General features: G+C 67.1%; 22 protein-coding genes. 11 read left to right on the top strand and 11 right to left on the bottom strand.

Going from position 1 to position 26,214, the window contains the following annotated elements; all coding sequences use genetic code 11:
* Positions 1–8: 8 nt before the first annotated feature.
* The 7 genes from BMY06_RS11600 to BMY06_RS11570 all read left to right on the top strand — a co-directional run bounded on the left by BMY06_RS11600 (position 9) and on the right by BMY06_RS11570 (position 7,973).
* Entirely contained in the window at positions 9–1,097 is a 1,089-nt protein-coding gene (locus BMY06_RS11600) for an ABC transporter permease (protein WP_065063934.1), read from the top strand.
* Between the two features lie 63 nt (positions 1,098–1,160).
* Positions 1,161–2,222, top strand: a complete 1,062-nt coding sequence (locus BMY06_RS11595) for a substrate-binding domain-containing protein (RefSeq protein ID WP_065063936.1) — start codon at positions 1,161–1,163, stop codon at positions 2,220–2,222.
* 189 nt (positions 2,223–2,411) lie between these two features.
* Positions 2,412–3,503, top strand: coding sequence for an aliphatic sulfonate ABC transporter substrate-binding protein (locus BMY06_RS11590; RefSeq protein ID WP_080180251.1), 1,092 nt, complete (start codon positions 2,412–2,414; stop codon positions 3,501–3,503).
* A gap of 15 nt (positions 3,504–3,518) precedes the next feature.
* Positions 3,519–4,442, top strand: coding sequence for an ABC transporter permease (locus BMY06_RS11585; protein ID WP_080180252.1), 924 nt, complete (start codon positions 3,519–3,521; stop codon positions 4,440–4,442).
* Positions 4,439–5,206 (top strand): ABC transporter ATP-binding protein, encoded by a 768-nt coding sequence (locus tag BMY06_RS11580; protein WP_074983211.1) that lies wholly within the window; start codon positions 4,439–4,441, stop codon positions 5,204–5,206. Before BMY06_RS11585 ends, BMY06_RS11580 begins: the two co-directional genes overlap by 4 nt.
* Before the next feature lie 148 nt (positions 5,207–5,354).
* Positions 5,355–6,173: a YkgJ family cysteine cluster protein gene (locus BMY06_RS11575; RefSeq protein WP_074983209.1), complete on the top strand. Its 819-nt coding sequence runs from the start codon at positions 5,355–5,357 to the stop codon at positions 6,171–6,173.
* 636 nt (positions 6,174–6,809) lie between these two features.
* A complete protein-coding gene (locus BMY06_RS11570; RefSeq protein ID WP_074983208.1) occupies positions 6,810–7,973 on the top strand; it encodes an aromatic ring-hydroxylating dioxygenase subunit alpha in 1,164 nt (387 codons plus the stop codon).
* 93 nt (positions 7,974–8,066) lie between these two features.
* Here the strand turns inward: BMY06_RS11570 and BMY06_RS11565 are convergent, their stop codons facing one another.
* The 6 genes from BMY06_RS11565 to BMY06_RS38590 all read right to left on the bottom strand — a co-directional run bounded on the left by BMY06_RS11565 (position 8,067) and on the right by BMY06_RS38590 (position 13,241).
* On the bottom strand, positions 8,067–8,552 hold the full coding sequence (locus BMY06_RS11565) for a PRC-barrel domain-containing protein (protein ID WP_231957715.1): 486 nt from the start codon (positions 8,550–8,552) through the stop codon (positions 8,067–8,069).
* 160 nt (positions 8,553–8,712) lie between these two features.
* Positions 8,713–8,889 (bottom strand): hypothetical protein, encoded by a 177-nt coding sequence (locus tag BMY06_RS39580; RefSeq protein ID WP_167371407.1) that lies wholly within the window; start codon positions 8,887–8,889, stop codon positions 8,713–8,715.
* A gap of 145 nt (positions 8,890–9,034) precedes the next feature.
* Positions 9,035–9,976: a flagellar motor protein MotB gene (gene motB, locus BMY06_RS11560; RefSeq protein ID WP_074983206.1), complete on the bottom strand. Its 942-nt coding sequence runs from the start codon at positions 9,974–9,976 to the stop codon at positions 9,035–9,037.
* 42 nt (positions 9,977–10,018) lie between these two features.
* Positions 10,019–10,888, bottom strand: a complete 870-nt coding sequence (gene motA, locus BMY06_RS11555; RefSeq protein WP_074983204.1) for a flagellar motor stator protein MotA — start codon at positions 10,886–10,888, stop codon at positions 10,019–10,021.
* A gap of 67 nt (positions 10,889–10,955) precedes the next feature.
* Entirely contained in the window at positions 10,956–12,998 is a 2,043-nt protein-coding gene (locus BMY06_RS11550) for a putative bifunctional diguanylate cyclase/phosphodiesterase (protein ID WP_161495539.1), read from the bottom strand.
* Between the two features lie 33 nt (positions 12,999–13,031).
* Entirely contained in the window at positions 13,032–13,241 is a 210-nt protein-coding gene (locus BMY06_RS38590) for a hypothetical protein (protein ID WP_124263149.1), read from the bottom strand.
* 423 nt (positions 13,242–13,664) lie between these two features.
* Here BMY06_RS38590 and BMY06_RS11545 point away from each other — a divergent pair, with 423 nt between their 5' ends.
* The 4 genes from BMY06_RS11545 (at position 13,665) to BMY06_RS11530 (ending at position 18,735) form a co-directional block, all read left to right on the top strand.
* Positions 13,665–15,545 carry a sensor domain-containing diguanylate cyclase gene (locus BMY06_RS11545; protein ID WP_080180253.1) on the top strand — a complete coding sequence of 627 codons (1,881 nt, stop codon included), beginning with the start codon at positions 13,665–13,667 and terminating at the stop codon, positions 15,543–15,545.
* 332 nt (positions 15,546–15,877) lie between these two features.
* Entirely contained in the window at positions 15,878–16,576 is a 699-nt protein-coding gene (locus tag BMY06_RS11540) for a biliverdin-producing heme oxygenase (protein WP_244144351.1), read from the top strand.
* Between the two features lie 83 nt (positions 16,577–16,659).
* A complete protein-coding gene (locus tag BMY06_RS11535) occupies positions 16,660–18,309 on the top strand; it encodes a sensor histidine kinase (protein WP_074983199.1) in 1,650 nt (549 codons plus the stop codon).
* A gap of 57 nt (positions 18,310–18,366) precedes the next feature.
* Positions 18,367–18,735, top strand: coding sequence for a nucleotide pyrophosphohydrolase (locus BMY06_RS11530; RefSeq protein ID WP_065063959.1), 369 nt, complete (start codon positions 18,367–18,369; stop codon positions 18,733–18,735).
* Between the two features lie 39 nt (positions 18,736–18,774).
* On the opposite strand, the gene BMY06_RS11525 is transcribed toward BMY06_RS11530, so the two are convergent.
* From BMY06_RS11525 to BMY06_RS11505, 5 genes are all read right to left on the bottom strand, one after another.
* The gene (locus tag BMY06_RS11525) at positions 18,775–19,212 is read right to left on the bottom strand and encodes a response regulator (protein WP_065063961.1); all 438 of its coding nucleotides are present in this window, start codon (positions 19,210–19,212) and stop codon (positions 18,775–18,777) included.
* Between the two features lie 74 nt (positions 19,213–19,286).
* Positions 19,287–21,743: an ATP-binding protein gene (locus tag BMY06_RS11520; protein ID WP_074983196.1), complete on the bottom strand. Its 2,457-nt coding sequence runs from the start codon at positions 21,741–21,743 to the stop codon at positions 19,287–19,289.
* Positions 21,740–23,920 carry a glycogen debranching protein GlgX gene (glgX, locus tag BMY06_RS11515; RefSeq protein WP_074983194.1) on the bottom strand — a complete coding sequence of 727 codons (2,181 nt, stop codon included), beginning with the start codon at positions 23,918–23,920 and terminating at the stop codon, positions 21,740–21,742. Before glgX ends, BMY06_RS11520 begins: the two co-directional genes overlap by 4 nt.
* 290 nt (positions 23,921–24,210) lie before the next feature.
* Entirely contained in the window at positions 24,211–24,531 is a 321-nt protein-coding gene (gene hmuQ, locus BMY06_RS11510) for a heme-degrading protein HmuQ (protein ID WP_065063965.1), read from the bottom strand.
* Between the two features lie 354 nt (positions 24,532–24,885).
* Entirely contained in the window at positions 24,886–26,202 is a 1,317-nt protein-coding gene (locus tag BMY06_RS11505) for a c-type cytochrome (protein WP_074983192.1), read from the bottom strand.
* Between the last annotated feature and the right edge of the window lie 12 nt (positions 26,203–26,214).

The following is a 26,214-nucleotide window of genomic DNA, read 5'->3' as shown; positions in this document are numbered from 1 at the left end:
AAGCGACCATGAAAAGCGCCGCCACTCCGCTCGTCACCGATCCCTCCACTTCGCTCGCCGCGCCTGCTCATTCGGGCGCCTCGTCGTCAAGCGCGCCGCTATCGCGCCGCCTGCTCGTGCTGCTCGAACGCAGCGGCCTGCTGCTCGTGCTCGCCGCGATGGTCGTGCTGTTCACCGCGCGCGAACCCGCGTTCCTGAACGTGGCGAATCTCTTCAGCATCCTGCAGGCGGTGTCGATCGTCGCGTTGCTCGGCATTGGCGTAACGATCACGCTGGCCGCGGGCGGCTTCGATCTTTCCGTGGGCAGCGTGGCGGCATCCGCGCAAATGGCTGCGAGCTATGTGCTGGTCGTGTGGCACGGCAACGCGTGGGAAGCCGCCGCCGCGTGCCTCGCGCTGGGCGTGGCGGCGGGGCTGTTCAACGGCGCGCTCATCACGCGGCTGCACGTGCCCGATCAACTCGCGACGCTCGGCACGCTGTTCCTGCTGGCGGGCCTGCAACTGATTCCGACGGGCGGACGCTCGCTCGCCACCGGCACGATCCTGCCCGACGGCACCGAAGCGAGCGGCACGTTCCCCGACGCCTTTCTCGCGCTCGGCCGCGCGCGCTTCTTCTTCGACGTGGTGCCCGCGCCCGTGCTGGTGCTCGCGGCGCTCACCGTGCTGGTCTCGGTCGTGATGGCGGCCACACGCTGGGGCCGCGTGATCTACGCGATCGGCGGCAACGAAACGGCGGCGCGGCTCGCGGGTGCGCCTGCCGCGCGCTACCGCGTGGCGGCGTATGTGGCTTCGGGCGTGCTGGCTTCGCTGGGCGGCTTGCTGATCGCCGCACGCGTGGGACGCGGCGACGTCAGCGCGGGGCATTCGCTGTTGCTCGACGCCGTGGCGGCCTCGCTCGTCGGCTATGCGGTGTGGGGCGCGAAGCGGCCCAACGTGCCGGGGACGGTGATCGGCGCGGTGTTCGTGGGCGTGCTGCTCAACGGCCTGACGATGTTGAACGCACCGTACTACCTGCAGGACTGCATCAAGGGCGCGTTGCTGGTGGTGGCGCTGGCGTTCACCTTCAGCATCGGCCGAAAAAACGACGCGCGCGCCTGAAATTCGGGGTCTGCCAGGCGTCTTCCGACACATAGAAAAAACCTGAAAAACAAGAGGAGCAATATGAACAAGTCGATGTCCCGTACCGCGCGCTTCGCCATCGGCGCCATCGCGTTGAGCGCCGCCGCGCTGTTCGGCGCCGCATCCGCCGACGCCGCCACGCTCAAGGGCGCGCCGCCGCCGTTCGACAAAGGCGGCGTGAAGATCGCGCTCGTCAACTATCTCTCGGAAGGCGACTTCTTCCAGGCTTACGAGGCGGGCGCGCAGAAGCAGGCGAAGGCGCTCGGCATCGATCTGCGCATTTACGAAGGGCGTCAGGACGCGGCGCAGCAGCGCGACCAGATCCAGCAGGCGATCAATCTGGGCGTGTCGGCGATCATCGTCAATCATGGCTTGCCGGAGTCGCTCAAGGACGTGGTGCAGCAGGCGCTCGACAAGGGCATCAAGGTCGTGGCCTTCGACGTCGATCTCGCCAATCCGAAGATTCCGCAGATCGAGCAGAGCGATCACGATCTCGCGACGCTGCTGCTCGGTCAGGCCGTGAAGGACAACGGCAATGCGTTCTCGGCGGGCTATGTCTACGTGGCGGGATTCGCGCCGCTCGATCGCCGCGATGCCGTGTGGCAGGCGTTCAAGCAGGCGCATCCGGGCGTGCACGAGCAGGCGCGCTGGGGCACGGTCGACAATCCGATCGCGCAGTCGGTGGCGAACCAGGCGGCGGCGGCTTATCGTGCGCATCCGGACATTCGCGTGGTGATCGCGCCGTACGACGAGTTCGCGCGCGGCGCGAGCCTCGCCGCCGACGAAGCGAACGTCGCGAGCAAGCTGCGCATCTACAGCGCCGATATTTCGACCGCCGACATCGAGGCAATCCGCGCGCCGGGCAGCGCCTGGGTGGCGACGGCGGCGACCAATCCCGCCGTGGTGGGCGCGGTGTCGGTGCGCGCGGCGGCGCTCGACGTGGCGGGGCAGCCGCTCGCGCATCACATCGTCGTGAAGCCGACGCTCGTCACGCGCGACGACCTCGTGAAAAACGACATCCACACGATTGCCGAACTGGGCGTCAAATTCCCGGCGTTCCGCGTGAGCGACGCGGCCACGGCGGCGTGGATTCCGGTGGACTGAGCGCGCGGGTTTTCCGCGATTTTTTCGACGACTCTTCCCGCGGTCTTCCCGGCCGCGCGGATATTCCTTTCGCTGCTTACGATCTGAGCGATTGTTGGTTCGTTCTAGCGTCCGCGCTTCTTATGCTTGGCGAATTCGGGAGGCACACCACGTGCCTCCCCATGCAGCCAGACAAACAGGGGAAAGCCGATGCGAGACCACACGACCACCATCTTCACCGATTCGAAGCCGACCACGCGCGAATCCCAAAGCGGGCACAAACCGCTCTGGCGCCGTTTGACGACAACGCTGCGCGCCGTCGCGGCGTTCGCGCCGCTGGCGCTGTTCGCCGCCACGGCCACGCCCGCACTGGCCGCGAGCGCCGCGCCCGCCGAACTCAAGCTCGATTACGCGTATTACTCGCCCGAAAGTCTCGTCATCAAGCGCAACGGCTGGCTCGAACAGGCGCTCGCGCCCGATCACACACAGGTGCGCTGGGTGCTGAGCCTCGGCAGCAATCGCGCGCTCGAATACCTGAATAGCGGGGCGGTCGATATCGGCTCGACCGCCGGTCTTGCAGCCGTGCTCGCGAAGGCCAACGGCAATCCGATCAGGACCGTCTATATCTTCTCGCGCCCCGAATGGACCGCGCTGGTCGTGCGCAAGGACTCGCCGATCAAGACGCTCGCCGATTTGAAGGGCAAGAAGATCGCCGCGACCAAAGGCACCGATCCCTATCTCTTCACGCTGCGTGCGCTGCACACGGCGGGCCTCACGCGCGACGACGTGGAGATCGTCAATCTCCAGCATCCCGATGGCCGCACCGCGCTCGTGAACGGTCAGGTCGACGCGTGGGCGGGGCTCGATCCGCACATGGCCGCCGCGCAGATCGACAACGGCGCGCGCCTGCTGTATCGCAACGTCGACTTCAATACGTGGGGGTTTTTGAACGTGCGCGACGATTTCCTCAAGCAGTATCCGGAGACCGTGGCGCGCGTACTCAAGGTGTATGAACGGGCGCGCGTGTGGATCGGCGAGCATCCGGACGAAGCGGCGCAGATCATCGCGGACGATTCCAAGGTGTCGCTCGCGGTCGCGAAGCTGCAACTGAGCCGCAACGATTTCAGCCAGCCGCAGCCGGGCGCGAAGCAGATCGAGGCGCTCGAAGCCGCCGCGCCGATTCTCACGCAGGAAAACCTCGTGAAACCGGGCACGAACCTGAATCAGGTGATCGAGTCGCTGATCGATACGCACGCGTCGGAGTCGGCGCTGGCGTCGGCGCAGCGTCAGTCGGCGCAATAGAAGGGGATCGCCGCGATGGCCATCGACGAGTTGAGCGCGCCCGCGCTTTCGCGGCCTGCCGCTGCGTCTGCTGTATCCAGCTTGCCCGCGACGCGCGAGCGGCAGGACGGCTTGCTTGACGACGCGTCTGCGCAAGCACCGTCTGCGCAGGCAAGCGAAACGGCCGCTGCGCCGCGTCGCTGGCGCATCGCGGGCGTGCTGCTGCCGTTCGCGTTTCTCGCGCTGATCGAGGCGCTTGTGCGCGGCGGCGTGCTGCCCGACAACCTCGTGCCCGCGCCCAGCGAAATCGCTCAGGCGCTCTGGCAACTGGGCGGCTCGCCGCTCGCGCTGCACATCGCCGCGAGCACGGCGCGCGTGGCGGTCGGTTTCGGCTGCGGCGCGGCGCTCGCCATCGCGGTGGGCGCGGCGATGGGCCTGAGCCGTCGGCTCGACGCGCTGCTCGACCCGAGTTTTCAGGCGCTGCGCGCGATTCGGTCGCTCGCGTGGGTGCCCGTGCTGCTGCTGTGGATGGGCATCGACGAAGCGCCGAAGATCACGCTCGTCGCGATCGGCGCATTCTTTCCCGTGCATCTGAGCGTGGTGTCCGGCATCCGCAACGTCGACCGCAAACTCGTCGAACTCGGCGCGGTCTACCGGCTGCCGCCGTGGCGTCTGTTCACGCGCATCCTGCTGCCCGCCGCGCTGCCGCAGATCTTCACGGGCCTGCGCACGGGGCTCGCGGTGGCGTGGATGTTCGTGGTCGCCGCCGAACTGATCGCAGCCACGCGCGGCCTCGGCTATCTGCTCAGCGACGGCCGCGAAACCGGCCGTCCCGACATCGTGTTCGGCGCGATTCTGCTGCTCGGCCTGTTCGGCAAGCTCACGGACAGCGCGATGCGTCTGCTTGAAACCCGCGTGCTCGCGTGGCGCGACACCGTCCACGAAGGAGCGCGCGCATGAACGCCCCGGCTTTGCTCGATCTCGACATCCGCAGTAAACGTTATGGCGCGCGGCCGATTCTCGACGCGCTGCGACTCACGCTCGCGCCCGGCGAAGTGGTCGCGCTGCTCGGCCCGAGCGGTTGCGGCAAGAGCACGCTGCTGCGCATCGCGGCGGGGCTCGATCGCGATTACACGGGCGCGGTCTCGCTCAATGGCGAGGCGTTGCGCGCACCGTCGCCGCTCGCGGGCGTGATCTTCCAGGAGCCGCGCCTGCTGCCGTGGCTGCGCGTGGCGGACAACGTCTGCTTTCCGGATCGGGCTCGCGGCGCGGCGGCGGCCCGCGCGGCGGCGCTGCTTGAAGAAGTGGGCCTGCACGCCGACGACGGCGCGCGCTGGCCCAAGCATCTCTCGGGCGGCATGGCGCAGCGTGTGGCGATCGCGCGCGGCCTCTACACGCAGCCGCGTCTGCTGCTGCTCGACGAACCGTTCAGCGCCGTCGACGCGATGACGCGCATGCGTCTGCAAGACCTGTTGCTGACGCTCGTGCAGGCGCACGACATGGCGGCGCTCGTGGTCACGCACGATCTCGACGAGGCGCTGTATCTCGCCGACCGCGTCGTGCTGCTGGAACCGGCGAAGGGCGCGGCCACGCGCGCGACGAGTCACGTTTACGCCGTGACGCAACCGCGCGCGCAGCGCCGCGAGCAGGGCGCGGACCACGCGTTGCGCGCGCGTCTGCTCGAACGTCTGGAGGCATCGGTGAAGGCGCCGCTCGCCGCTTGAGGCGATCCGGATCGACATCGACATAGCAACCGCCGTGACGCGCTTACAGCCTTTCGTAAGGCGCACGCGCTAGGATGGGCTGCCTGGGTGCGGGCGAGCGCGACGTTTCTCGTTGCGCGGGCCGCGCCGGTCCCCGCAGTCAATCACGATGTCTACCCACTTTTCCTGCACGATGTGTGGCCACTGTTGCCACGATCTGCGCATTCCCCTGAGTCTGGCCGAGGCGCGCGTCTGGTTGCGCGACGGCGGCGACGTGCAGCTCTTCTGCGAAGCGCTGCCGTGGCTCGACGAACCGCCCGCCGACGATGGCTATGCCGCGTACAAACGCGCGCGCTCGTTCGCGGCGATGAGCGGCACGCTGCCCGTGCGTATCGTGCCGATGGTGGTGGCCGCTTTCGACGGTCCGTGTCCGAACCTGCTGCCCGATCTGCGCTGCGGCGCTTACGATCACCGGCCGCGCGTGTGCCGCATCTATCCCGCCGAAGTGAATCCGTTCGTGCCGTTCGCACCGTCCGCGAAGGGCTGTCCGCCGCCAGCGTGGGAGTCGCGCTATCCGGTATTCGAAATCGGGGGACGTTATGTCGATGAGACGGTGCAGGCCGATATCGCGCTGCGCCGCCATTCGGATGTGGCCGACGTGCCGGCCAAGCGCGCACTCTGCGACGAACTCGGCGTGCGCATGGCGGCGCTCGGCAACGAGGGTTTCGTGATCGTCAAGCCGGGCAGCGAAGCGATGGATGCGGCGATTGCCGCCGCGCTCGACGCCGCGAATGCGTCGATGCAAAACGCGGCGCAAAGCGCGCTTCAAGCGGCCGACGCATTCGAAACTGGCGTCTCATGGACGCTGATATCGAACCGCCAGGCCACGCGCGATGCGCTCGCTTGCGTCGACGCGCTGAGCGCGCCGCCCGCAGCGTTGCCGGTGCCCCAGCACTACCTGGGGTTTCATCCGGCGAGCGAAGCGTGAATGTGTCGAGCGTGTCGAACGTGGCGCAGCTAAAGCGCCGCGTGCGCCGCGCTCAACACCACACCACGCGATCGTAGTCCACCGTGCGGCGATAGATGTTCTTGCCGCGCCAGCTCGAAAATTCCATATAGGCACATTCGAGCACCAGGATCCAGTTAGTCACGCCCATTGCCATTCCCCATTGTTGGTTTGAATGCAAGGCCAGTCTAGGGGCGAGCCCCTCTCGACGAAGCGCCGAGCAAAACCGGTTTGTCCGGTCAGTTCGGGCATTCATGCCGGGTGCCGCGCCGCCCCGGCTTCTTGACTGCATGTTGCGCCGCAACTCCGGTACCTGAAAAGGTCCGCGCGCGAAGCTGTTGCGCTTTGCACACAGCGCGCGCCGTCGATTGAATTGTGGGGATGTCGCGAGAGTGTGGATGCTGCATGCGCAGGGTCGCGCTTTCATACGCGGCTTTCCGTGCGCTGGCCGACGTAATTCGGCGAAGTCCGGCGGCATGAACGCACCGGCTGCGTGGCACGCGGCATGCAATCGTCGCAGCGGTTAGACTGCCGCTGTGACGCGCTGGCCCTTTTTTCGGCGGCGCGTCCGCAACGCAACATCGATCCCGTTTTCACGCTGAAAAAATTGCCGATCCCATGCTGAAAAATCTTTGGTACGTCGTGGCTGCGTCGACCGATCTGCGCGACGCGTTGCTGCCGGTCACGCTGCTCGGCCATCGCTTCGTTGCGTTTCGCGACACCGAAGGCCGGGCGCGTCTGCTCTCCGATATCTGCGTGCATCGCGGCGCGTCGCTCGCGGCGGGCCAGCGTGTGAACGGCGAGGTGCAATGCCCGTATCACGGCTGGCGTTATGGCGGCGACGGCGTCTGCACGCATATTCCGGCGCAGCCGCAGGCGCGCATTCCGGCGCGGGCGCGTGTCGACGGTTATCCGGTCGTCGAGCGTCACGGCTGGATCTGGGCCTTTCTCGGCGATCTGCCCGAAGCCGAACGCCCGCCGCTGCCGCCGCTCGCCTGGGCCGACGACGCCAACGTGCGCGTGATTCACGGCACCTTCGACTGGGACGCGAACTGGGAGCGCATCGTCGAGAACGGCCTCGATTTCGCGCACGCGCCGTTCGTGCACGGCACCTCGTTCGGCGCGCCGGATCGGCCCGAGATCGACGCGTTCGAAGTGAGCGCGCCCGATGCGTGGAGCGGCCACGCGAAGCTCGTGATGCAGCGGCCCGTGCGGCGCGGCTTGCTGCGCCGTCAAGCGACCGGCGAGCACGTGGAAGTCGTCACGCAAACGGGTTTTCATCTGAGCGGGCCGTGCGCGACGCTCGAACTGCAGCTGGGGAACGGCTGGCGGATCTATATCGTGTCGGCGCATGTGCCGGTGGATGCGCTGCATACGCGCACGTACTGGATGATGGGGCGCACGTTTCTGAAGACGCCGTTGCTCGACGCGCGGTTTCGCGCGCGCAATCTGCGTATTTTCAACGAGGATCACGCGGTGTTGCGGCGCGTGCGTCCCGAGTGCGTGCCGGATGGCTGGCAGAGCGAGGTGTCGGTGAAATCGGATGCCTTGCAGATCGCGTTCCGGCAGCGCGTGCGCGCGCTCGAACAGCGCGGCTGGCTTGCGGCGCCGCCGGGTTCCGGCGAGGCGGCGAGCGAAGTGGAAAACAGACTGGAGAACAAGCGCGCGATCAACGTGATCGCTTGTCCCGCGCGGCGCGATGTGTCGACGTGGGCGCTCGACGGGACACTGACGCCTGTCATACCCATTGCGTCAGTTTCAGACGCGAACGCAGCAAACTAACTCACGCAATCAATCAGCAACATCACGCGCGAGCGCATCGAAAAACAGCGCCCGCGCGTGAACGAACCGAATGCACTACGTCATCAGACGCGATCAGTGATGCCCGATGTCGTCGCGCGGCGGCACCACGGGTTCGACGCCTTCCCAGTACGGCTCGCTGCCGTAATAGGCGTGCACGGTGCTGCCCCACTTGGCGTCGGCCATCGCGGGCCAGTGATCCTTGTCGAAGCCCGGCGCGTTACGCACGCGTTCGGACGACACATTGAGCAGGAAACACTTGCGGCTCGTATCGAGCGTGAGCGCGCCCCACGGAATGGCGAGCAGCTTGTCGCCGATACCGAGAAAACCACCGCTTGAAAGCACTGCATAGGCGACGCGTCCGCCTTGCACGTCGAGCATGATCTCCTTGATCTTGCCGATTTCTTCGCCATCCGAACTGAGTACGCGATTGCTGTCGAGCGTGCTGGCGGCCATGATGTCGGGGCCGGGACCGGCGGCCGTTTCGCTGCCCTTGCCGACGATGCGCGCGCCCTGGCTGCCTTGGCTCGTGGGCATATTGCTGGGGGTGAAGGTGGGCATGATCGCCTCCTGTGAAGGACTACGTTGAGTTCGGCCGGCGCGTTCGCGATGCTGCGTGACGCCGCCGGCCGTCGTACCTTCACTAGAGCAATGCCCGTGCCGCGGATTGCGCGGTTTTCTCAGCGCCGCGCTCGCTTCAGGGCAGGATTGAGCACCTCGTTCAACTCACCGACGGCTCGCCTTCGCCCGGATGCTTGCCGGGGCGATCGGCGGGCGACTGCTTGCGGTCGCGGTCGTCGCGCTTGGGCATCTTGCTGTGCGCGTTGTCGTTGTGCTGGGCGGGCGCGGGGTGGCGCGGATCGTCGGGTTGCGGATTACGCGGATCGGTTGCAGTCATGGTGTCGCTCCCATCGAAGTGGACGCTTTCGCAGCGCAAAGTCCGCGCCCGCCGAGCGCGCTCACACTCACACTCACACTCACACTCACACTCACACTCACACTCACACTCACACTCACACTCACACTCACACCGCGCTCGCCCGCTACGACGCCGTCCCCGCTTTTTGCCCCGCCACGTTGTAGCGGTGCGCATCTTCGAAGAACGCGCGCTCGGCGGCCTGATTCATCACGAGGATGCTGATGCGGCGGTTCAGCGGACTGTCCGTGCTGCCTTTGTCGAGCGGCAGCACGTCGGCGAGTCCGCGCACCTGCAGCAGACGGTCCTCGGCCAGATGACCGGCCACCAGCGCGCGCCGCGCCGCGTTCGCGCGTTCGCTCGACAACTCCCAGTTCGAGTAGCCCGCGAGGCCGCCCGAATACGGGACCGAATCGGTATGGCCCGCGATCGACACGCCGCTTGCCGTGTCGTTGAGCGCGCTGCCGATCTCGACGAGGATCGCGTACGCGTAGTCTTCGAGCTTCGCGCTGCCGGTGGCGAACATCGGGCGCTTGAGCGAATCGACGAGCTCGATGCGCAGCCCTTCGTCGGTGATCGTCACGCGGATCTGGTCTTTGAATGCGCTCAGCGCGGGCTTTTGCTCGATCAGTGCCGAGAGTTTCGCCTTCAGTTGCTGAAGACGTGCCTTGTCGGCGGCGTCGGCGGGCGCGAGCGCCACCGGCACCGCGCGCGTCTGTGGCGGCTGGGCTTTCGCGCCGCCCACGGCGGGCAGCTTGTTCGACAAATCGTGGCCACCGCCGTTGATGATGCTCGGGCTCGGATTGGCCGAATTCGGCTTGCCGCCGAGCATGCTCGACAGCGGCGTGTTGAAGTACTTTTCGATGCCGTCGCGGTCGTACTGCGAAGTGGAGCCGAGCAGCCACATCAGCAGGAAGAAGGCCATCATCGCCGTCACGAAGTCGGCATAGGCGATCTTCCACGCGCCGCCGTGATGCGCGTCGTGGGCGCCGCCTTTCTTCACGCGGCGTATCACGGGCGCGGGTTTGCTGCTCTCGCTGTCTTGCGCGGCGCGCTGTCTTTGCGACATGTCGTGTTCTCCCCGGTGTTGCGGTGTGCCGGTGCGCCGCGCTTACGCGGGCTTCGGCGTCTTGGTGGCGCGCACGGTTTCGTCGAGTTCCTTGAAGCTCGGACGGTCGGCGGTGAACAGCACCTTGCGGCCGAATTCCACGGCCACCGGCGGCGCATAGCCCGCGAGCGAGGCGAGCAGCACGGCCTTCACGCACTGAAACGGCTTGGTGGCGGCGCGGCCCTTGGCGTTGAGCAGATCGGCGATCGGGCCCACGAAACCGTAGGCCAGCAGAATGCCGAGGAAGGTACCCACGAGCGCGCCCGCGATCATCTCGCCGAGCACGGCGGGCGGCTGGCCAACCGAACCCATCGTGTGCACGACGCCCATCACGGCGGCCACGATGCCGAAGGCGGGCAGGCCGTCCGCCATCTTCTGGATCGCGTTGGGCGCGACCGAGACTTCGGCGTGGTGCGTGTCGAGTTCCTCGTCCATCAGGTCCTGCATTTCCATCGGGTTCACGTTGCCGCCCGACATCATGCGCAGATAGTCGACGATGAAATCGAGCAGATGATGATCGGCCAGCACGCGCGCGTACTTCTGGAAAATCGGGCTGTTCTCGGGCGCTTCGATATCCGCTTCGAGCGCCATCATCCCTTCCTTGCGGGCCTTTTGCAGCAGTTCGTAGAGCAGGGCGATCAGTTCGAGATACTGCGCCTTGGTATAGCCGCCGCCCTTGAAACAGGTGGGCAGCGCCTTGATGGTCTTGCCGAGCGTGGACTTGGGGTTGCTCACCACGAACGCACCCATCGCCGCGCCGAAAATACACAGGAGTTCGAACGGTTGCACGAGCGCGGGCAAATGGCCGCCCACGCCGACGAAGCTCCCGATCACCGATCCGAGGACCACGATCCAGCCGATTGCGACAAACATGATGTTTCCCTTGCTTCCTTGAGTGTTGAAACGGACCCGACGGCCGCGCGCGACGCCTGCGCAACGTCTACGCGGCGTCTTGCGCGAGCGCGTTGGCGCGGTCCACGTTGAGCAGCGCGTCGATGTCCCGCGCGGCCATTGCCTTGCCGAAGTAATAGCCCTGTGCGTACTCGCAGCCCTTCAGACGCAGCATGCGAGCGAGTTCCCGGGTTTCGACGCCCTCAGCCACGGTGGCCATGCCGAGATTCGAGGCCAGCGCGACGATGGCGTCGACGATCTTCGCGCTTTCGCTGCACGTCGCCATCGAGAGCACGAACGAGCGGTCGATTTTGAGCTTGTCGAAATGCAGTTCGTGCAGATGCTGCAGGCTCGAATAACCGGTGCCGAAGTCGTCGAGCGACATGCTCAGCCCCGCGCCGCGAAATTGCGCGAGCACGGCGCGCGCGATATCGAAGTCGCACATCAGCGCCGACTCGGTGATCTCGATCTCCAGACGCTCGGGCGGAAAGCCTTCGTCGGCGAGAATCGGCAGCAGCAGCGACACCAGTTGTTCGTCCTTGAACTGCGCGGGCGAGATGTTGAAAGCGAGGCGATAGCGCTCGGGCCAGCGCAGCGCGTCGCGGCAGGCGCGGCGCAGGATCGCCGCCATGAACACGGGCGCGATGCCCATCTGCTCGATCAAGGGGACGAACAGATCGGGCGGCACCCAGCCGCGTTCGGCGTGATGCCAGCGCGCGAGAATTTCGAAGCCGGCGGTCTGGCCGTCGGCGAGACGCACGAGCGGTTGATAGTACGGACGGATCTCGCCGCCCGCGAGGGCGCGGCGTACGTCCGATTCGAGTGTGGCCTGCTCGCGCAGTTCGTCGTCCATCTTTTGTTCGAAGAAACGATACGTGCCTTTGCCTTCGCATTTGGCGCGGTACATGGCGATGTCGGCGGCGCGCAGCAGGTCGTCGGCATCTTCGCCGTCGCGCGGGCAGCACGCGATGCCGATGCTCGCATCCACGTTCAGACGCGCGCCGTCCACGTCGATGGGCGCGCGCACGGCGGCCAGCAGACGTTGCGCGAGTTCGCGCGCGACGTCGGCCTGTTCGTCGTGCGGGGCGAGGGCGAGCACCGCGAATTCGTCGCCGCCGAGACGCGCGACGGTATCGCGCTCGCGCACGTTGCGGCGCAGACGCGCGGCGATTTCGCAGAGCACGGCGTCGCCGGCCGCGTGGCCGTACAGGTCGTTCACGGGCTTGAAGCGGTCGAGGTCGATCACGATCACCAGATAGCCGCTGCCGCGACGGCGCGCCTGTTCGAATGCCGCGCCCATTTCCGCCGCGAGCAGGCGGCGGTTGGGCAAGCCGGTGAGCGGGTCGTGGCGCGCGAGCGCCTGGGCGTGCGCCTCGGCGGCGCGCGTGGCTTCGTGCGCGTCCTTGAGTTCGCGCGACCTGGCGCAGAGTGCGTCGAAAGCCTTGGCCATCGCGCCGATTTCGTCGGTGCGTTCGAGGTCGGGCAGCGTGTGAATTTCTTCGCCGCGCGCGAGCCGCACGAGCGAATCGGTGATCGCGAGCAGCGGCTGCAGCATCGTGCGCTCGACATGGCGGAACAGTGCGACGCCGAGCAGCAGCGTGAGACAGGCGATCGCGAGCGCGGCTTCGAGCGTGCGCTTGACGAGCTGGCGCGCGTGGCGAGCCGCATCGTGAACGCCGAGCGCACGTTCGTCGCCGGCCGTTTGCAGGCTGTCGTCGCGCAGGTTGCGCAAGTCCGTTTCGCGCAGGCCCTGGCGGTCGATCAGCACGAGGCGCGCGGGCACGGCCTGCACGTTGTCGAGCGCGTGCGCGGGGCGTTCGTTGCGTTCGCCGAGTTCATCGCTGTTGCGATCCGCGTAACGATCCTGGAACGCGTGTGCGGCCGGTTCCTGTTCGGCATGTTCGGCATGTTCGAGCGCATGGTTCACGGCGAGCAACTGGCTCGTGAGCAACAGCGTTTGCGCCGCGAACAGCACGATGAAGATGCCGATGTGCAGCTTCGTGCGCGTGCGGATCGAGCGGCGCAACGCGGCGGTCGCGCTACGCAGCGACCAGGCATCGCGCGCCTGAGGCGCTCGGGACGCGGGCTTCATGGTGTGATCCATAGGCGTTCGTCTCGATGATCCTCAAGCGCGGCAGGTGCGCTGACGCGCAAGCAGACGACGCGTGGCGAAATTGGTGGCGGCGCCAATGCCGTGGCCGCGCCATGCAGCGGCGCGGCGTGCGCGCGGCGCGGCGCTCGCACGGGCCGCCGAGGTGCGGCTGCCCGCGAGGCGCGCGGCGCTGGCCCACGAAGCGGGCGAAGTAAATTTTGCAGCCTGAGTGAGTGATCTCATGATGATTACGCGAACATGAAGCTTGGCCATTTTTACGGCGGCGCCGCACGTTGCTGAAGTCGTCCTGTGAGTTTTTTTTCGGGGGATCGATCATCAGGAGTCGGATAATTAATCAGGTATCCGTATCAATGGAAATAAATTGCCGAACGCCGATGAATGGAGCGATATCGCGCGATTGGCTTCGCTGCCACGCGCCGCGCTTGATGCGGAGATACCCGCATCTCCGCCCGAACCCGCAGCGGTATTTTCATCGCACGGGCGTGCGCTTTTTATTCAGTATTTACCGGGAAAAGTAGGGGAGAGCGAGACGTCGCGCGCCGGTGTCAGCGCTGGGGTCAGGTTTAGCGCGCGCTTGCCGTTAACGTGTATCGAGAACCGACCGAGGCGTCGCGCGTGACGCGTTCGCCACTGCGAGACACCGACATGATCACTGCTCCGCTTCCGCTCGACGAGGACGTCCGCCTGCGCGCGCTGCAACGGCTCGATATTCTCGACTCCGAACCGGAGGAGGCGTTCGACCGCATCGCGCGCCTCGCCGCGCGGGCGTTTCGCGTGCCGATCGTGCTGGTCTCGCTGGTCGACGAAGACCGCCAGTGGTTCAAGTCGCATTACGGCATCGCCGCCTGCGAAACGCCGCGCAGCATGTCGTTCTGCGCGCACGCGGTATTGAGCAAGCGTCCGCTCGTGGTCGAGGACGCGCTCGACGACGAGCGCTTTCTCGACAATCCGCTCGTGCTGGGCGCGCCGCATATCCGCTTCTATGCGGGCGCGCCGCTGCGTCTCGCCGATGGCCAGGTGGTCGGCACGCTCTGTCTGATCGACAGCGCGCCGCGCGCGTTCGACATCGCGGAGGTGGAAACGCTCGCCGACTACGCGCAGCTCGTCGAGCGCGAACTCGAAGTGCGTCGCAAGCTGATCCGCTCGCGCACGGCGCACGAACGCGACCGCCGCTCGCTCGCGATCAGCGAGGCGCGCTTCACGACCGTGTTCCGGGAAACGCCGATCGGCAACGCGCTGGTCGCGCTCGACGGCCGCTTTCTCGACGTCAACCAGACCTTTTCGGAGATCACGGGCTACGACGAGGCATCGCTGCGCAAGCTCACCTTCGCCGACGTCACGCATCCCGCCGACGTGGCCGCCGACGTGGCGCTCGCGTCCGAATTGCTCGCGGGCAAGCAGTCGACCTATACGACCGAAAAGCGTTACGTGCGTCCCGACGGCACGGCGATCTGGGTGAATCTCGCCGTCACGCTGCTGCGCGACGCGGCGGGCGTGCCCGCGCATTTCATCGCCGCCGTGCAGGACATCGACAGCCGCAAGCGCAGCGAGGAAGCGCTGCGCAACTATCACGCGGAACTCGAGGAACGCGTGCGCGAACGCACCGCCGAACTGCGCCGCAGCCGCGACGCGCTGCAGACCATCACCGACAATCTGCCCGTGCTGATCGCCGTGGTGGACCGCGAACTGCGTTATCGCTTCTACAACGAGACGTTCAAGCGCGTGCTCGGGCCGCGCGCGCCGGGCGAGGTGGGGGCGAACGTGGCGCAAACGCTGCGGCCCGACGTGCTCGCGCAGTTGCAGCCATACTTCTCGCGTGCGCTCGCGGGCGAACGCGTGACGTGCAGCGAGGTGCGGTATCGCGAGGACGAGGAACGCGTCTGGTGCACGACCTATATTCCGGCGAAGCGCGACGGCGTGGTGACGGGTTTTTACGTGATGTCGCACGACGTGACGGAGCAGCGCCGCACCGAGCAGCATCTGCGCGAGCGCGCGCTGGTCGATGCGCTCACGGGGCTCGCGAACCGTCGCGCGCTCGATGAGGAACTGGCGGCCACGCACGCGGGAACGTGCTGCTTCGCGGTGTTTTTCGTCGATCTCGACGGCCTGAAGGGCATCAACGATCGTCACGGCCACGATGCCGGCGACGCGCTGTTGCGCGAGGCCGCGCAGCGGCTGGGCGCGACTGTGCGCGCGGGCGATTTCGTGAGCCGTCTCGGCGGCGACGAATTCGTGGTGGTGAGCCGCGGCGTGGCCGACGCGCGCGACGCCGGGCGCATCGCGCAGGCGATCTGCGGCGCGCTCGCCCGGCCGTTCGTGACGGGCGGCATGCGGGTGGAGGCCAGCGCGAGCGTGGGCGTGGCGATCCACGATGCGAGCGTGGCGGCCGCCGATCTGCTCGCGATCGCCGATACGGCGATGTACGAGGCCAAGCGCGCCGGGCGCAATACCTGGCGGCTCGGCTGCGCGCCGGTGGCGGAAGCGGGCGGCGAAGCCGGACGCTCGCCGGTGGTGTCGCTTTCGTAGTTTCCGCTTTCGTCGTTTCGAGTCGCGTCGCGCGACGATCTTCGCGCATGTTCCCCTGTCGCCTGTCTTTCACACGCCTTCACGCTGCGCCCGCCCGGGCACAAAACCTGCGCATCTCCCCACCGACGATCTGCTGACGCGCTTGCGTGCGTCCACGCACGATCGTGCCGGCAGCGCGATAATTGGGGCGCGCCAGACACGCAAGGCCGCGTCGCGCCGGTATGATGCAGACCCCAATGCAGACCGATGCCGCCGGCGATCATCGCCCGAATGTCATCATGCTTGGCCGTTGTTGTGCTTGTTTTGCTTGTCTCGCTTATCAGGACCCGACCGTGACCGCTATCCGATCCGCCACCGAATCCTCGTTCGTCGATGTCCTCGGCGCTCTGCGCCTCGCAACCGCCGCGCGCCACGAGGCCGTCGAGCGGGCGATGCCGCTCGCCGTGGGCGCGCCCTCGCTCGCCCATTACCGTCTGCACCTCGAAGTGCTGCGCGACTGGCTCGCGCCGCTCGAAGCGTGGCTGCAGCGTTTCGCCGACGGCCCGCAGGACGCCGCGAGCCTGCCGCAAATCGCGCGTCTGACGCTGATCGAGCGCGACCTCGCACATCCGGCGCTGCGTCCGCAGGACACGACCGACGAACTCGCCGAAGCCCGCGTTCACGCGCAATCCGGCGTGCGCGCCGTGCCGCCCGTCGTATCGGCGGTATCCGCCGCGCTCGCCGCCGACGCCGCGTGGCGCTGGGGCGCGTGTTACGTGATCGAAGGCTCGCAACTGGGCGGCGCGGTGCTGCTGCGCAAGCACGCGCCGGCCTTCGCGCCGCATCCGCTCGACTATCTGAGCGGCGACGGCAACGCGCCCGGTCCGCGCTGGCACGCCTTCGTGGCGGCCATGCGGCGCGAAGTGCATACGCCCGTCGCGGTCGACCGCGCCTGCGCGGGTGCGCGGGCCGCTTTCGACCGGCTCATCGCGCTGCTGCCGCCATCGTCGCTGGACACCGTCGCGCCCGCCGCGCGCGTGGTCGCGGCCTGAGCGCTGCCGGGCGTCGACGCATCATGCGCGAGTCCGCTGCGGGGCCGATGGCCGGGTCGATGGCTGATTCAGTGGCCGATTCAATGACAGCGTCCGCCGCGCCGGAGACCGGCGCGCTGCTCGACGTCGCCGACATCTTCGAGGCGCTGCCCGACGCCTGGCTGATCCTCGACGCCGAGGCCACCGTCGTCGCGGCCAACCGCGCCTATCTGGCGCTCGTCGCGTGCGAGCGCGAAGCTATCGTCGGCCGCTCGATCTACACGATCAACCAGGCGGGGTCCACGGCACAGCGCGAGGCGCGCCGCCAGTGGCTCGAGAGCCTGCTCGCCGACGGCGCGCCAGGCGAAAGCCGTCTTGCCCCGCCGATCCGCTACGACCTCGCGCTCGGCGGCAACGGCGCGCTCGTGCCGCGCTACTGGCAGGTGCGCGCGACGCTCATGCGCACCGCGCGCGGCGAGGCGCTCTACGGGCTTTGCGTGCACGACATCACCGAACGCATGGAAGAGGAGGCGCGCGAGCAGCGCGAGCGCGCCAAGCTGCGCTCGCAGGCGCGCCTGCGACAGGTGCTGGTGGACGAAGCCAACGAGCAGTTGCGCATGCAGCAGGAACAGCTTCAGCACGCGCTGGCATTCGCGAGCGTGGGCGCGTGGGAACTGCAGACGCGCACGGGCGTATTCACCTGCAACGAGCAGTTCAAGACGCTGCTGGGTCTGCCGGGTGTGGCAACCATCACCGAACGGCGGCTGTTCGAGGAATTGATCGACGAGGAACATCGCGAGCGCGTGCGCAGCGCGTTCGACGCCGCGCGCCATACCGATACGCCCGTGGAAGTCGATTTCCGCGTGACCTGGCCGAACCGGCAGCGACGCTGGATTCTGTTGCGCGCCACGCGTCCGCGCGGCAGCGAAACCATCGAGTACAGCGAGCAGGAGAACGCGCCGCCCGCGGCGGTGTCGATCATCGGGCTCGCGCTCGATATTTCGATGCGCAAGGAGTCCGAGCTTGAACATCAGGCCGCCGCCGTGACCGAGCGCGCCGCGCGCGAGCGCAGCGAAGAGGCCACGCGCGCGATGGATCATTTCGTGGCGGCCGTGAGCCACGAACTGCGCTCGCCGCTGGGCGCGATCCAGTCGTGGGCGACGCTGCTGCAACGCTCGGCCGATGTCGCGCACATGGCGCGCGCGGGTACGGTCATCGAACGCAATGCGCGTCAGCTCGCGCTGATGGTCGACGATCTGCTCGACAGCGGCGCGATCGCCACCGGCAAGCTGTCGATCGAACTCGCGCCCGTCGATCTGGGCGCGCTCGCGGGCAATATCGCCGAGGACATGCGCATGCGCATCGAGGAAAAAGGCGTGCGCCTCGTCGCCGACGACCTCGATTCCTGCGTCGTGATGGCCGATGAAAAACGCGTGCGCCAGGTCATCTGGAATCTCGTGTCGAATGCGCTGAAGTTCACCGAGGCGGGCGAGATTACGGTGAGCGTGCGCGTGCACGGCGAGCACGCCGAGCTTTGCGTGCGCGACACGGGGCGCGGCATCGGCGCCGACGTGCTCGAACGCATTTTCGAACGCTTCTATCAGGCGGCCGGCAGCGGACGCGTGTCCGGACTCGGGCTCGGACTATGGCTCGCACGCAGCATCGTGCGCCTGCATGGCGGCTCGATTCGCGCGCATAGCGACGGTGTGGGCAAGGGCGCGACGTTCGTGGTGACGATGCCGCGGTATCGGTGAAAGCGCTGAATGCAGCGGTAAAATCGCCGCACCGCATTGCTCCCTGACGCCACCGACATGAACGATTCCACTTCCACGCCGCTCGACGCGCTCATCAAGCAGGTGCTCGCGTTTCGCGAGGCGCGCGACTGGCAGCAGTTTCATACGCTGCGCAATCTGATCGTGTCGACCAGCATCGAAGCGGGCGAGTTGCTCGAAACCATCCAATGGAAAGACGATGCGCAGATCGCCGCCATGCTAGCCGATCCCGCCGCGCGCGCCCATCTCGAACAGGAATGCGCGGACGTCTTCATCTACTTGCTGCTGACCGCGCACACGGCGGGGTTCGATCTCGTGAAGGCGGCCGCCGACAAGGTGCGCGTGAACGAAACGCGCTATCCGGTCGAGAAAGCGAAGGGCAACGCGAAGAAGCATTCCGATCTGTGAGGACCGGCGCGCACGTCAATGCGCAATTCAGCGCGACGATCAGCGCGAATAAGGCGGCGGCTCGTTGAGCACGGCCCAGAAGACGCCGAGGTCGTTGATCGCATCCATGAAGTCGTCGAACTCCACGGGCTTCACCACGTAGGCGTTGACGCCCAGATCGTAGCTGCGCAGCAGATCTTTTTCTTCGCGCGACGAGGTCAGCATGACCACCGGAATGCGCCGCAGATGCGCGTTCTCGCGCACGACCTTCAGCACTTCGTGACCGTCGAGCTTCGGCAATTTCTTGTCGAGCAGAATGACGGCGGGGTTTTCGTCGAGGCGATCGGCCCACTGACCTTCGCGGCGCAGGTAGTCGAGCGCTTCCGCGCCATCGCGCAGCGCAACCACCGGGTTCGCAAGGCGCGCTTTTTCAAGCGCGATCAGGGTGAGCTCGATATCGTTCGGATTGTCTTCCACGAGCAGAATGGGTCTTAGCACGACGGTATCCTCTTTCTCCGGCGCCTCTAGGCGCGTTGGGTAGGGCAGGGTTGCAGGTTGATCGATGAGCGCGGCTAGTCCGGCTTGCGCACGTTGCGAAACGGTTGCGCGCCCGGCGTGACGGACGCGAGCCGCGCGACCGCTGCGGCCGCCGATTCTCCGCGTTTCGCGCCGCTTTGGGCGCTGCTTTGTGCGCCGCTTTGTACCGATTCCGCGGAGTGTGTTCCCTGTGCGGATGGCGCGAGCGCCACGCGCGGGATCGCGAACGACACCGTGGTGCCCACGTTCAATTCGCTCGTCGCCCACGCGCGGCCGCCGTGGCGTTCGACGATCCGTTTGACACTAGCAAGTCCGATGCCCGTGCCCTCGAATTCCTCGACGCGATGCAGGCGCTGGAACACGCCGAACAGCTTGTCGACATAGCGCGCGTCGAAGCCCACGCCGTTGTCGCGCACGAACACGATGTCGTGATCGGCGAAATCGCCTTCGCCCGGCGCGCAGCCGATTTCGATCAGCGCGGGCGCGTCGTCTTCCGTGCGCGTGCTCGTGAACTTCACGGCGTTGTCGATCAGATTGCGCAGCACGACGTGCAGCAGCACGGGATCGGCCGTGAGCGTGCAGAGCGTGGCGACGCGCCAGTCGATTGCGCGCGCGGGATGTTCGCGCTGCTGATCGGCGATCAGTTCCTTGACGAGCCGGTTCAGATCGACGGCTTGCTTGTGCAGCGCGGCGCGCCCCATGTGCGAGAACGCGAGCAGATCGTCGACGAGCTTGCCGCCGAAACGCGCCGACGCCGCGATGCGCTCGACGAAATGGCGTCCGCGCGTGGAGAGCGCGTCGGCTTCGGTTTGCGCGAGCAGATCGGCGAATCCGGCGATATGGCGCAGCGGCGCGCGCAGATCGTGCGAGACCGTGTACGAGAAGCCTTCGAGTTCCTCGTTCGCGCGGCCCAGTTCGAGCGCGAGCTGCGCGAGTTCTTCGGCGCGGCGCAGCACGATGTCGAGCAGCGCGGCGCGGAATTCACGGGCGATTTCGATTTCGGCGGCGCGCCATGGCAGCGAGCGTTCGCGCACGATCTCGGTCCAGACGTCGAAGCTCGCGCGCGGCGAGAGCGCCTGCGCGGGCGTCGTTGCCGTGCCGGACGGCGCGAGCTTCGTGCGCGGATCGCCGGCCCACTTGAGCGCGCGCACGACCTCGGGACGGAACCAGATCACGTAATTGCGAAAGAGCCGCGAGATCGACACGGCGAGCATGCCCGCCGCGTCGTGATGAAACGCGGTGCCTGTCTCCTGCGCGAGTTGTTCGCTCGCGTAGACGTCGCCATGCTGATTGTCGAGCCAGTTGAGGATCTGCTCGATCTGTGTTTTGTCGGGCGTGACGCCCACCGTGACGATGCGTCCGTCGAACACGATGGCCGCGCCGCTCGCGCCCGTGAGCGCGAGCAGTTCGTGCGGCTCGGCCGCGAGTGCGCTCACGAAGTGCTCGCTGTTGGCCATGCTCGCGAGCAGGCGCGAGAGACGGCGGCGCAGCGCGAGACCGTACTCGGCCTGAGCGCCGTCCTCGCGCGCCTCGATCTGCAGCGAGAGCATCTGCGCGATGTGCTCGCAGGCGGCGCGCACTTCGAAGGCGGGCAGGCGCGCGCTGGCGTGATGGCAGGAAATCAGGCCCCAGAGTTTGCCGCGCACCACGATCGACATCGACATCGACGAACCGGTGCCCATGTTCTTCATGTACTGCACGTGCACGGGCGAAACGCTGCGCAGCGACGACCACGTGAGATCGGTCGGTCGGCCCGTGGCCGGATGCAGCGGCGGCACGAGCGGCACGCTCGCGTAGTCGGCGTCGGCGATCAGACGGATGCGGTTCTGCACATAGAGCGCGCGCGCCTGGGCCGGAATGTCGGCGGCCGGAAAGCGCTGATCGAGATACGAGGCGTAGCCGGGGGCCAGCGCTTCGGCGATCACGTGGCCGTTGCCCGCTTCGTCGAAACCGTATACCAGCGTGCGTCCGTAGCCGGTGATGCGCTTGACTTCGCCGGCGGCGAGGCGCGCGAGTTCCTCGACGCCCGGGCTCGCTTGCAGCGCGTGCAGGAAGGTGCGCACGAGCGGGTAGAGCGAGGAGAACACGTCGCCGGTGCCGAGCGCCGGTTCGAGTTCGACGATGGCGACGCCGTCGTAGCGATGCGCGACCACGGCGAGCGGCGCGCGTTCGCCGCCGCGTGGATCGTCGATGGTGCCGACGAGTTGCGGCGCGCCGTCCGAGCCCGGCGCGGCCAGCGCTTCGCGCGCGGCCTGCGCCGCTGGTTCGCCGACGAGCCGCGCGAGCGGCGCGCCGACCAGCGCGTCGGCCGTGGTGCCCGCGAGCGCGCCGCAATTGGCGCTGAGCTGCGCGATGCGGCCCGCGTCGTCGAGACTCGCCAGATAGCCGTGGGGCTGGATGCTGCCGGGCAGGTGGATCGGCTCGCGCGCGCAATCGGTGGGCGGATTGGTTGGCGGATTGTTCGACGGATTGGTGGACGGATTCACGCTCATGCGGTCAGGTCCTCTTCGAGCCGCTCGAACACGCGTTTGGTCGCGCCGCGTGCATGCAGCGCGAACAGCAGCAGCGAGCGGCCCGTGACCTGATAGACGTCGCCGGCCTCGAATTCGGGCAATTCGTCGCGCACGGGCATGTTGGTGTCGATGAGGCAGCTCCACTGGTCGTTGCCGGGCACCGAGGGCAGCGTGAAATCGACCACGTCGTGATAGGCGTTGAGCACGATGAGGAGCGTGGCGTCGGAGGCGAGCCGCATGATGCCGCTGGTCTGCGAACGGCCGTCGATCAGCATGCCGAAGCAGCGCATCTGCGCATCGCCCCATTGCTCGTCCGTGAGCGGCACGCCCGCGGGCGAGAGCCATTCGACGTCGGTGACGCCGAGCGCCTCGTTGTGCTCGCCGCTGAGAAAGCGATTGCGGCGCAGGACCGGCAGCGCGCGGCGCAGCGTGGTGAGCTTGCGCACGAAGTCGGTGAGCGCGCGGCCTTCGTCGCCGATGCCGTCCCAGTCGACCCAACTGATCGCGTTGTCCTGGCAGTAGGCGTTGTTGTTGCCCTGCTGCGTGCGCCCGAATTCGTCGCCGGCCAGCAGCATCGGCGTGCCTTGCGAGAGCAGCAGCGTGGCGAGGAAATTGCGTTTCTGGCGCTCGCGCAGCGCGCGGATCTCGGCGTCGTCGGTCGGGCCTTCGGCGCCGCAATTCCACGAGAGATTGTCGCCGTGGCCGTCGCGGTTTTCTTCGCCGTTGGCCTCGTTGTGGCGATCGTTGTACGAGACGAGATCGTGCAGCGTGAAGCCGTCGTGCGCGGTCACGAAGTTGACGCTCGACCACGGACGGCGGCCGCGCCGGTTGAACTTGTCGGCGGAGGCGGCGAGGCGCGTGGCGAGGTCGGCGGCCTTGCCTTCGTCGCCTTTCCACCAGGCGCGCACGGTGTCGCGAAAGCGGTCGTTCCACTCGGCCCAGCCGGGCGGGAAGCCGCCCACCTGATAGCCGCCGGGACCGCAGTCCCACGGCTCGGCGATCAATTTGACGCTGGCGAGAATCGGGTCCTGGCGGCAACTGTCGAGAAAGCCGCCGCCTTCGTCGAAGCCTTCGGGTTCGCGTCCGAGGATGGTCGCGAGGTCGAAGCGGAAGCCGTCGACGCCCATTTCGAGCACCCAGTAACGCAGGCTGTCCGTGACCATCTGCAGGACGCGCGGATGCGAGAGATTGAGCGTGTTGCCAGTGCCCGTGTCGTTGATGTGATAGCGCGGATTGTCGGGCAGCAGACGATAGTACGAGGCGTTGTCGATGCCGCGAAACGACAGCGTGGGCCCGAGCTCGCTGCCTTCGGCAGTGTGGTTGTAGACCACGTCGAGCAGCACTTCGAGCCCCGACTGGTGAAGACGGTCCACCATGTTCTTGAACTCGTCGATCGAGCCTTGCGCGCCGACCGAATAGCGCGGATCGGGCGCGAAGAAGCCGATCGTGTTGTAGCCCCAGTAGTTCGTGAGGCCGCGTTCGAGCAGATGCGAGTCGTTCACGAAGGTCTGGATCGGCATCAGTTCGACCGACGTCACGCCGAGTTCGCGGATGTATTCGAGCACCTTCGGATGCGCGAGGCCCGCGAAGGTGCCGCGCTCGTCCTCGGGCACGTCGGGATGGCGCATCGTGTAGCCGCGCACGTGCGTTTCGTAGACGATCGCGCGTTCGCGCGGCACGCGCTCGCGCAGCGGGTGATGCCAGCTGAAGGTCTGATCGACGACGCGGCAGCGCGGCACGTAGCGGGCGCTGTCACGCGTGTCGAAGGACAGGTCGGCGTCGGGATGGTTGAGCGTGTAGCCGAACACGGATGGATCCCATTTGAGCGCGCCCACGTGCGCCTTCGCGTAGGGATCGAGCAGCAGCTTGTTCGGATTGAAGCGATGGCCGGCCTGCGGTTCGTAGGGACCGTGCACGCGGTAGCCGTAGATCGCGCCCGGTTGCAGGTCCGGGACGAAGACGTGCCAGACCTCGTCGGTGTATTCAGGCAGCACGATGCGCTCGATTTCGCGCAGGCCCGTCGCGTCGAAGAGGCAGAGTTCGACCTTGGTCGCGTGCGCCGAAAAGAGCGCGAAGTTGACGCCGCGTCCGGTCCAGGTCGCGCCGAGCGGAAACGGCTGGCCCTCGGCGATGGCAGTGGCGGTCTTCTTCTTCATGGGCTCTCGTGGAGGGGCGGCGCTGACGCTTGCCTGGTGGGCGGAGGGCGGTCGATCGGTCGGTCGTTCAACCGAAGAGAAGAGGAAGCAAGGTCCGGGCCAAGGGGGATGAGGCCGGGGATGCGCGTGGGCGCGGGGATCTTGACTGGTCGGCGGGGTGGTGGTGCCCCGCTTTGTGTAAGTTTGGCCGGGTGGGTGTGAAGTTTTTAGCCGGTTTTTTGGGGGCGCGTGCGGCGTGTGTGCGGGCAGACGTGGTCCCGCGTGGTTGCGCGTGGTTGTGTCGCGCGCGCTTACTTCACCGTCTGGACGACTTCGAAACCCTCGAATTCCGGGTGGCTCAGGTAGAGCGGCCGACTCTCGCTTGCGTTGCCCGCATTGCGGTGCGCCGCGCGGAAGGCGTCCGAACGTGTCCAGTCTTCAAACGCGCCATGGTTCGCCCAGATCGTGTGGCTCGCGTACAGCGTGTGGTCTTCGCGCGCTGGACCCTTCAGCAGGTGGAATTCTATGAAGCCCGGGACCGTCTTCAGGTGCGTGTCGCGGTTCTTCCAGACTTCTTCAAATGCCGGTTCCGATCCCAGCGCGACTTTGAAGCGGTTCATGGCGATGTACATGGGTTTCCTCGGCTGTGGTTGGCGGTTGCTTTCTCGCTTTGATTATAGGGATCTTGGCTTGGGGTGGCGTTGAACTGGTTTTCCTGTCGGTCTGCAAGCGTCGCCCCTGTGCGGGGCGGCACCTACTTTTCTTTGCAGCGGCAAAGAAAAGTAGGCAAAAGAAAGCCGCTCACACCGCCAGTGTGACGCCGTCCGCAAACTGCCGTTTATGGGGAATGGTGTAGGCGCGTCCGGCTTCTCGCACCCTTGCACTGAGTGACAAAGCCGTCATCCATCCGGCGGCGCTGCGCGCGCTGTGAGGGACACCGGCAAACCCTCGGTTTGCCGGTGTTTACTGCTTTTTTTACCGCTCTTTTACCGCTTCGCTTCCAGGCCCATCTGCGCCCGTACGCGCTTCACATCATCCGCGCTCACCGCACTTGCATGGTTGCCCCACGCCGATCGGACGAAGGTCGCGAGTTGCGCGACTTCGTCGTCGTCGTAGCGCCAGGCGAACGGCGGCATCGCCAGTGGCGCCGGCGCCGATGCCGTCGACGGCAGGCGCGAGCCCGCCAGAATCACCGCGATCAGCGAATCCGGATGCTCGGCCAGCACCGACGGGTTGTTCGCCAGCGACGGAAACACGCGCGCCGCGCCTTCACCGTTCTGGCGGTGGCAGGCCGCGCAGCTGTCGATGTAGATGCGCGAGCCCACGTCGTTCGCGTGGCCCGTCATGATCGCCGTGAGCGTCGCGTCGTCGGCCTTGTAGGCAGGCGCGGCCGCGTCCGTCGAGGCCGGCGTCAGGCTCTTCAGGTACACCGCGATCGCGTGCAGGTCGGCATCGCTCAGATGCTGCGTGCTGTGCTCGACCACTTCGCCCATCGGGCCCGTCACGGCCGAGTGCGCGTTGCGGCCCGTCTTCAGCAGCGCCACGATGTCCTCTTCCTTCCAATCGCCGAGGCCCACGCCCTTGTCGCCGCGCAGATTGACCGGCGCGCTGCCGTCGATCTTCGCGCCGCTCAGGTAGCGCACGCTCAGCCCGCTCAGGTCGACTTCCTGGAAGCCCACGCCGCGCGGCGTGTGGCAGGTGCCGCAGTGCGCGAGGCCTTGCACGAGGTACGCGCCGCGGTTCCATTCGACGCTGTGCGCGTCGTCGGACTTGAAGCGCGCGTCGTCGTGGAAGACGCGGTTCCAGTACGCCAGCGGCCAGCGCAGGTTCAGCGGCCACGGAATGTCCGCGGGCGTGTTCGGCTGCGGCGAGGCGGCGACCTGGTTCGTGAAGTACGCGTACAGGTCCTTCAGGTCGGCGTCGCTGACCTTCGCATACGACGTGTACGGCATCGCCGGATACAGATGGCGGCCCTTCGGCGTCACGCCTTCGCGCATCGCCAGCACGAAGTCGTCGAAGCTCCAGTCGCCGATGCCGTGCGCCTTGTCCGGCGTGATGTTGGTCGAATACACGGCGCCCAGCGGCGTCGCGAGCGGCACGCCGCCCGCGAACGGCGCGCCGCCCTTGGCGGTGTGGCAGGCCATGCAGTCGCCCGCGCGCGCGAGGTATTCGCCGCGTGCGGCGTTGCCCGGCGCGGCGAGCGCCTGCGGGTCGATGGTCACGGCGGGCTTCGAGCGGCTGCCGGCCCACAGGCCGCCCACCACCACCACGACCGCGACGAGTGCTACAGAAAGTTTGCGCATGTCGTGTGGCTC

Source organism: Paraburkholderia tropica (assembly GCF_900109265.1).
GTDB classification, from domain to species: Bacteria; Pseudomonadota; Gammaproteobacteria; order Burkholderiales; family Burkholderiaceae; genus Paraburkholderia; species Paraburkholderia tropica.
This window is presented reverse-complemented; position numbering and strand designations above follow the sequence as displayed.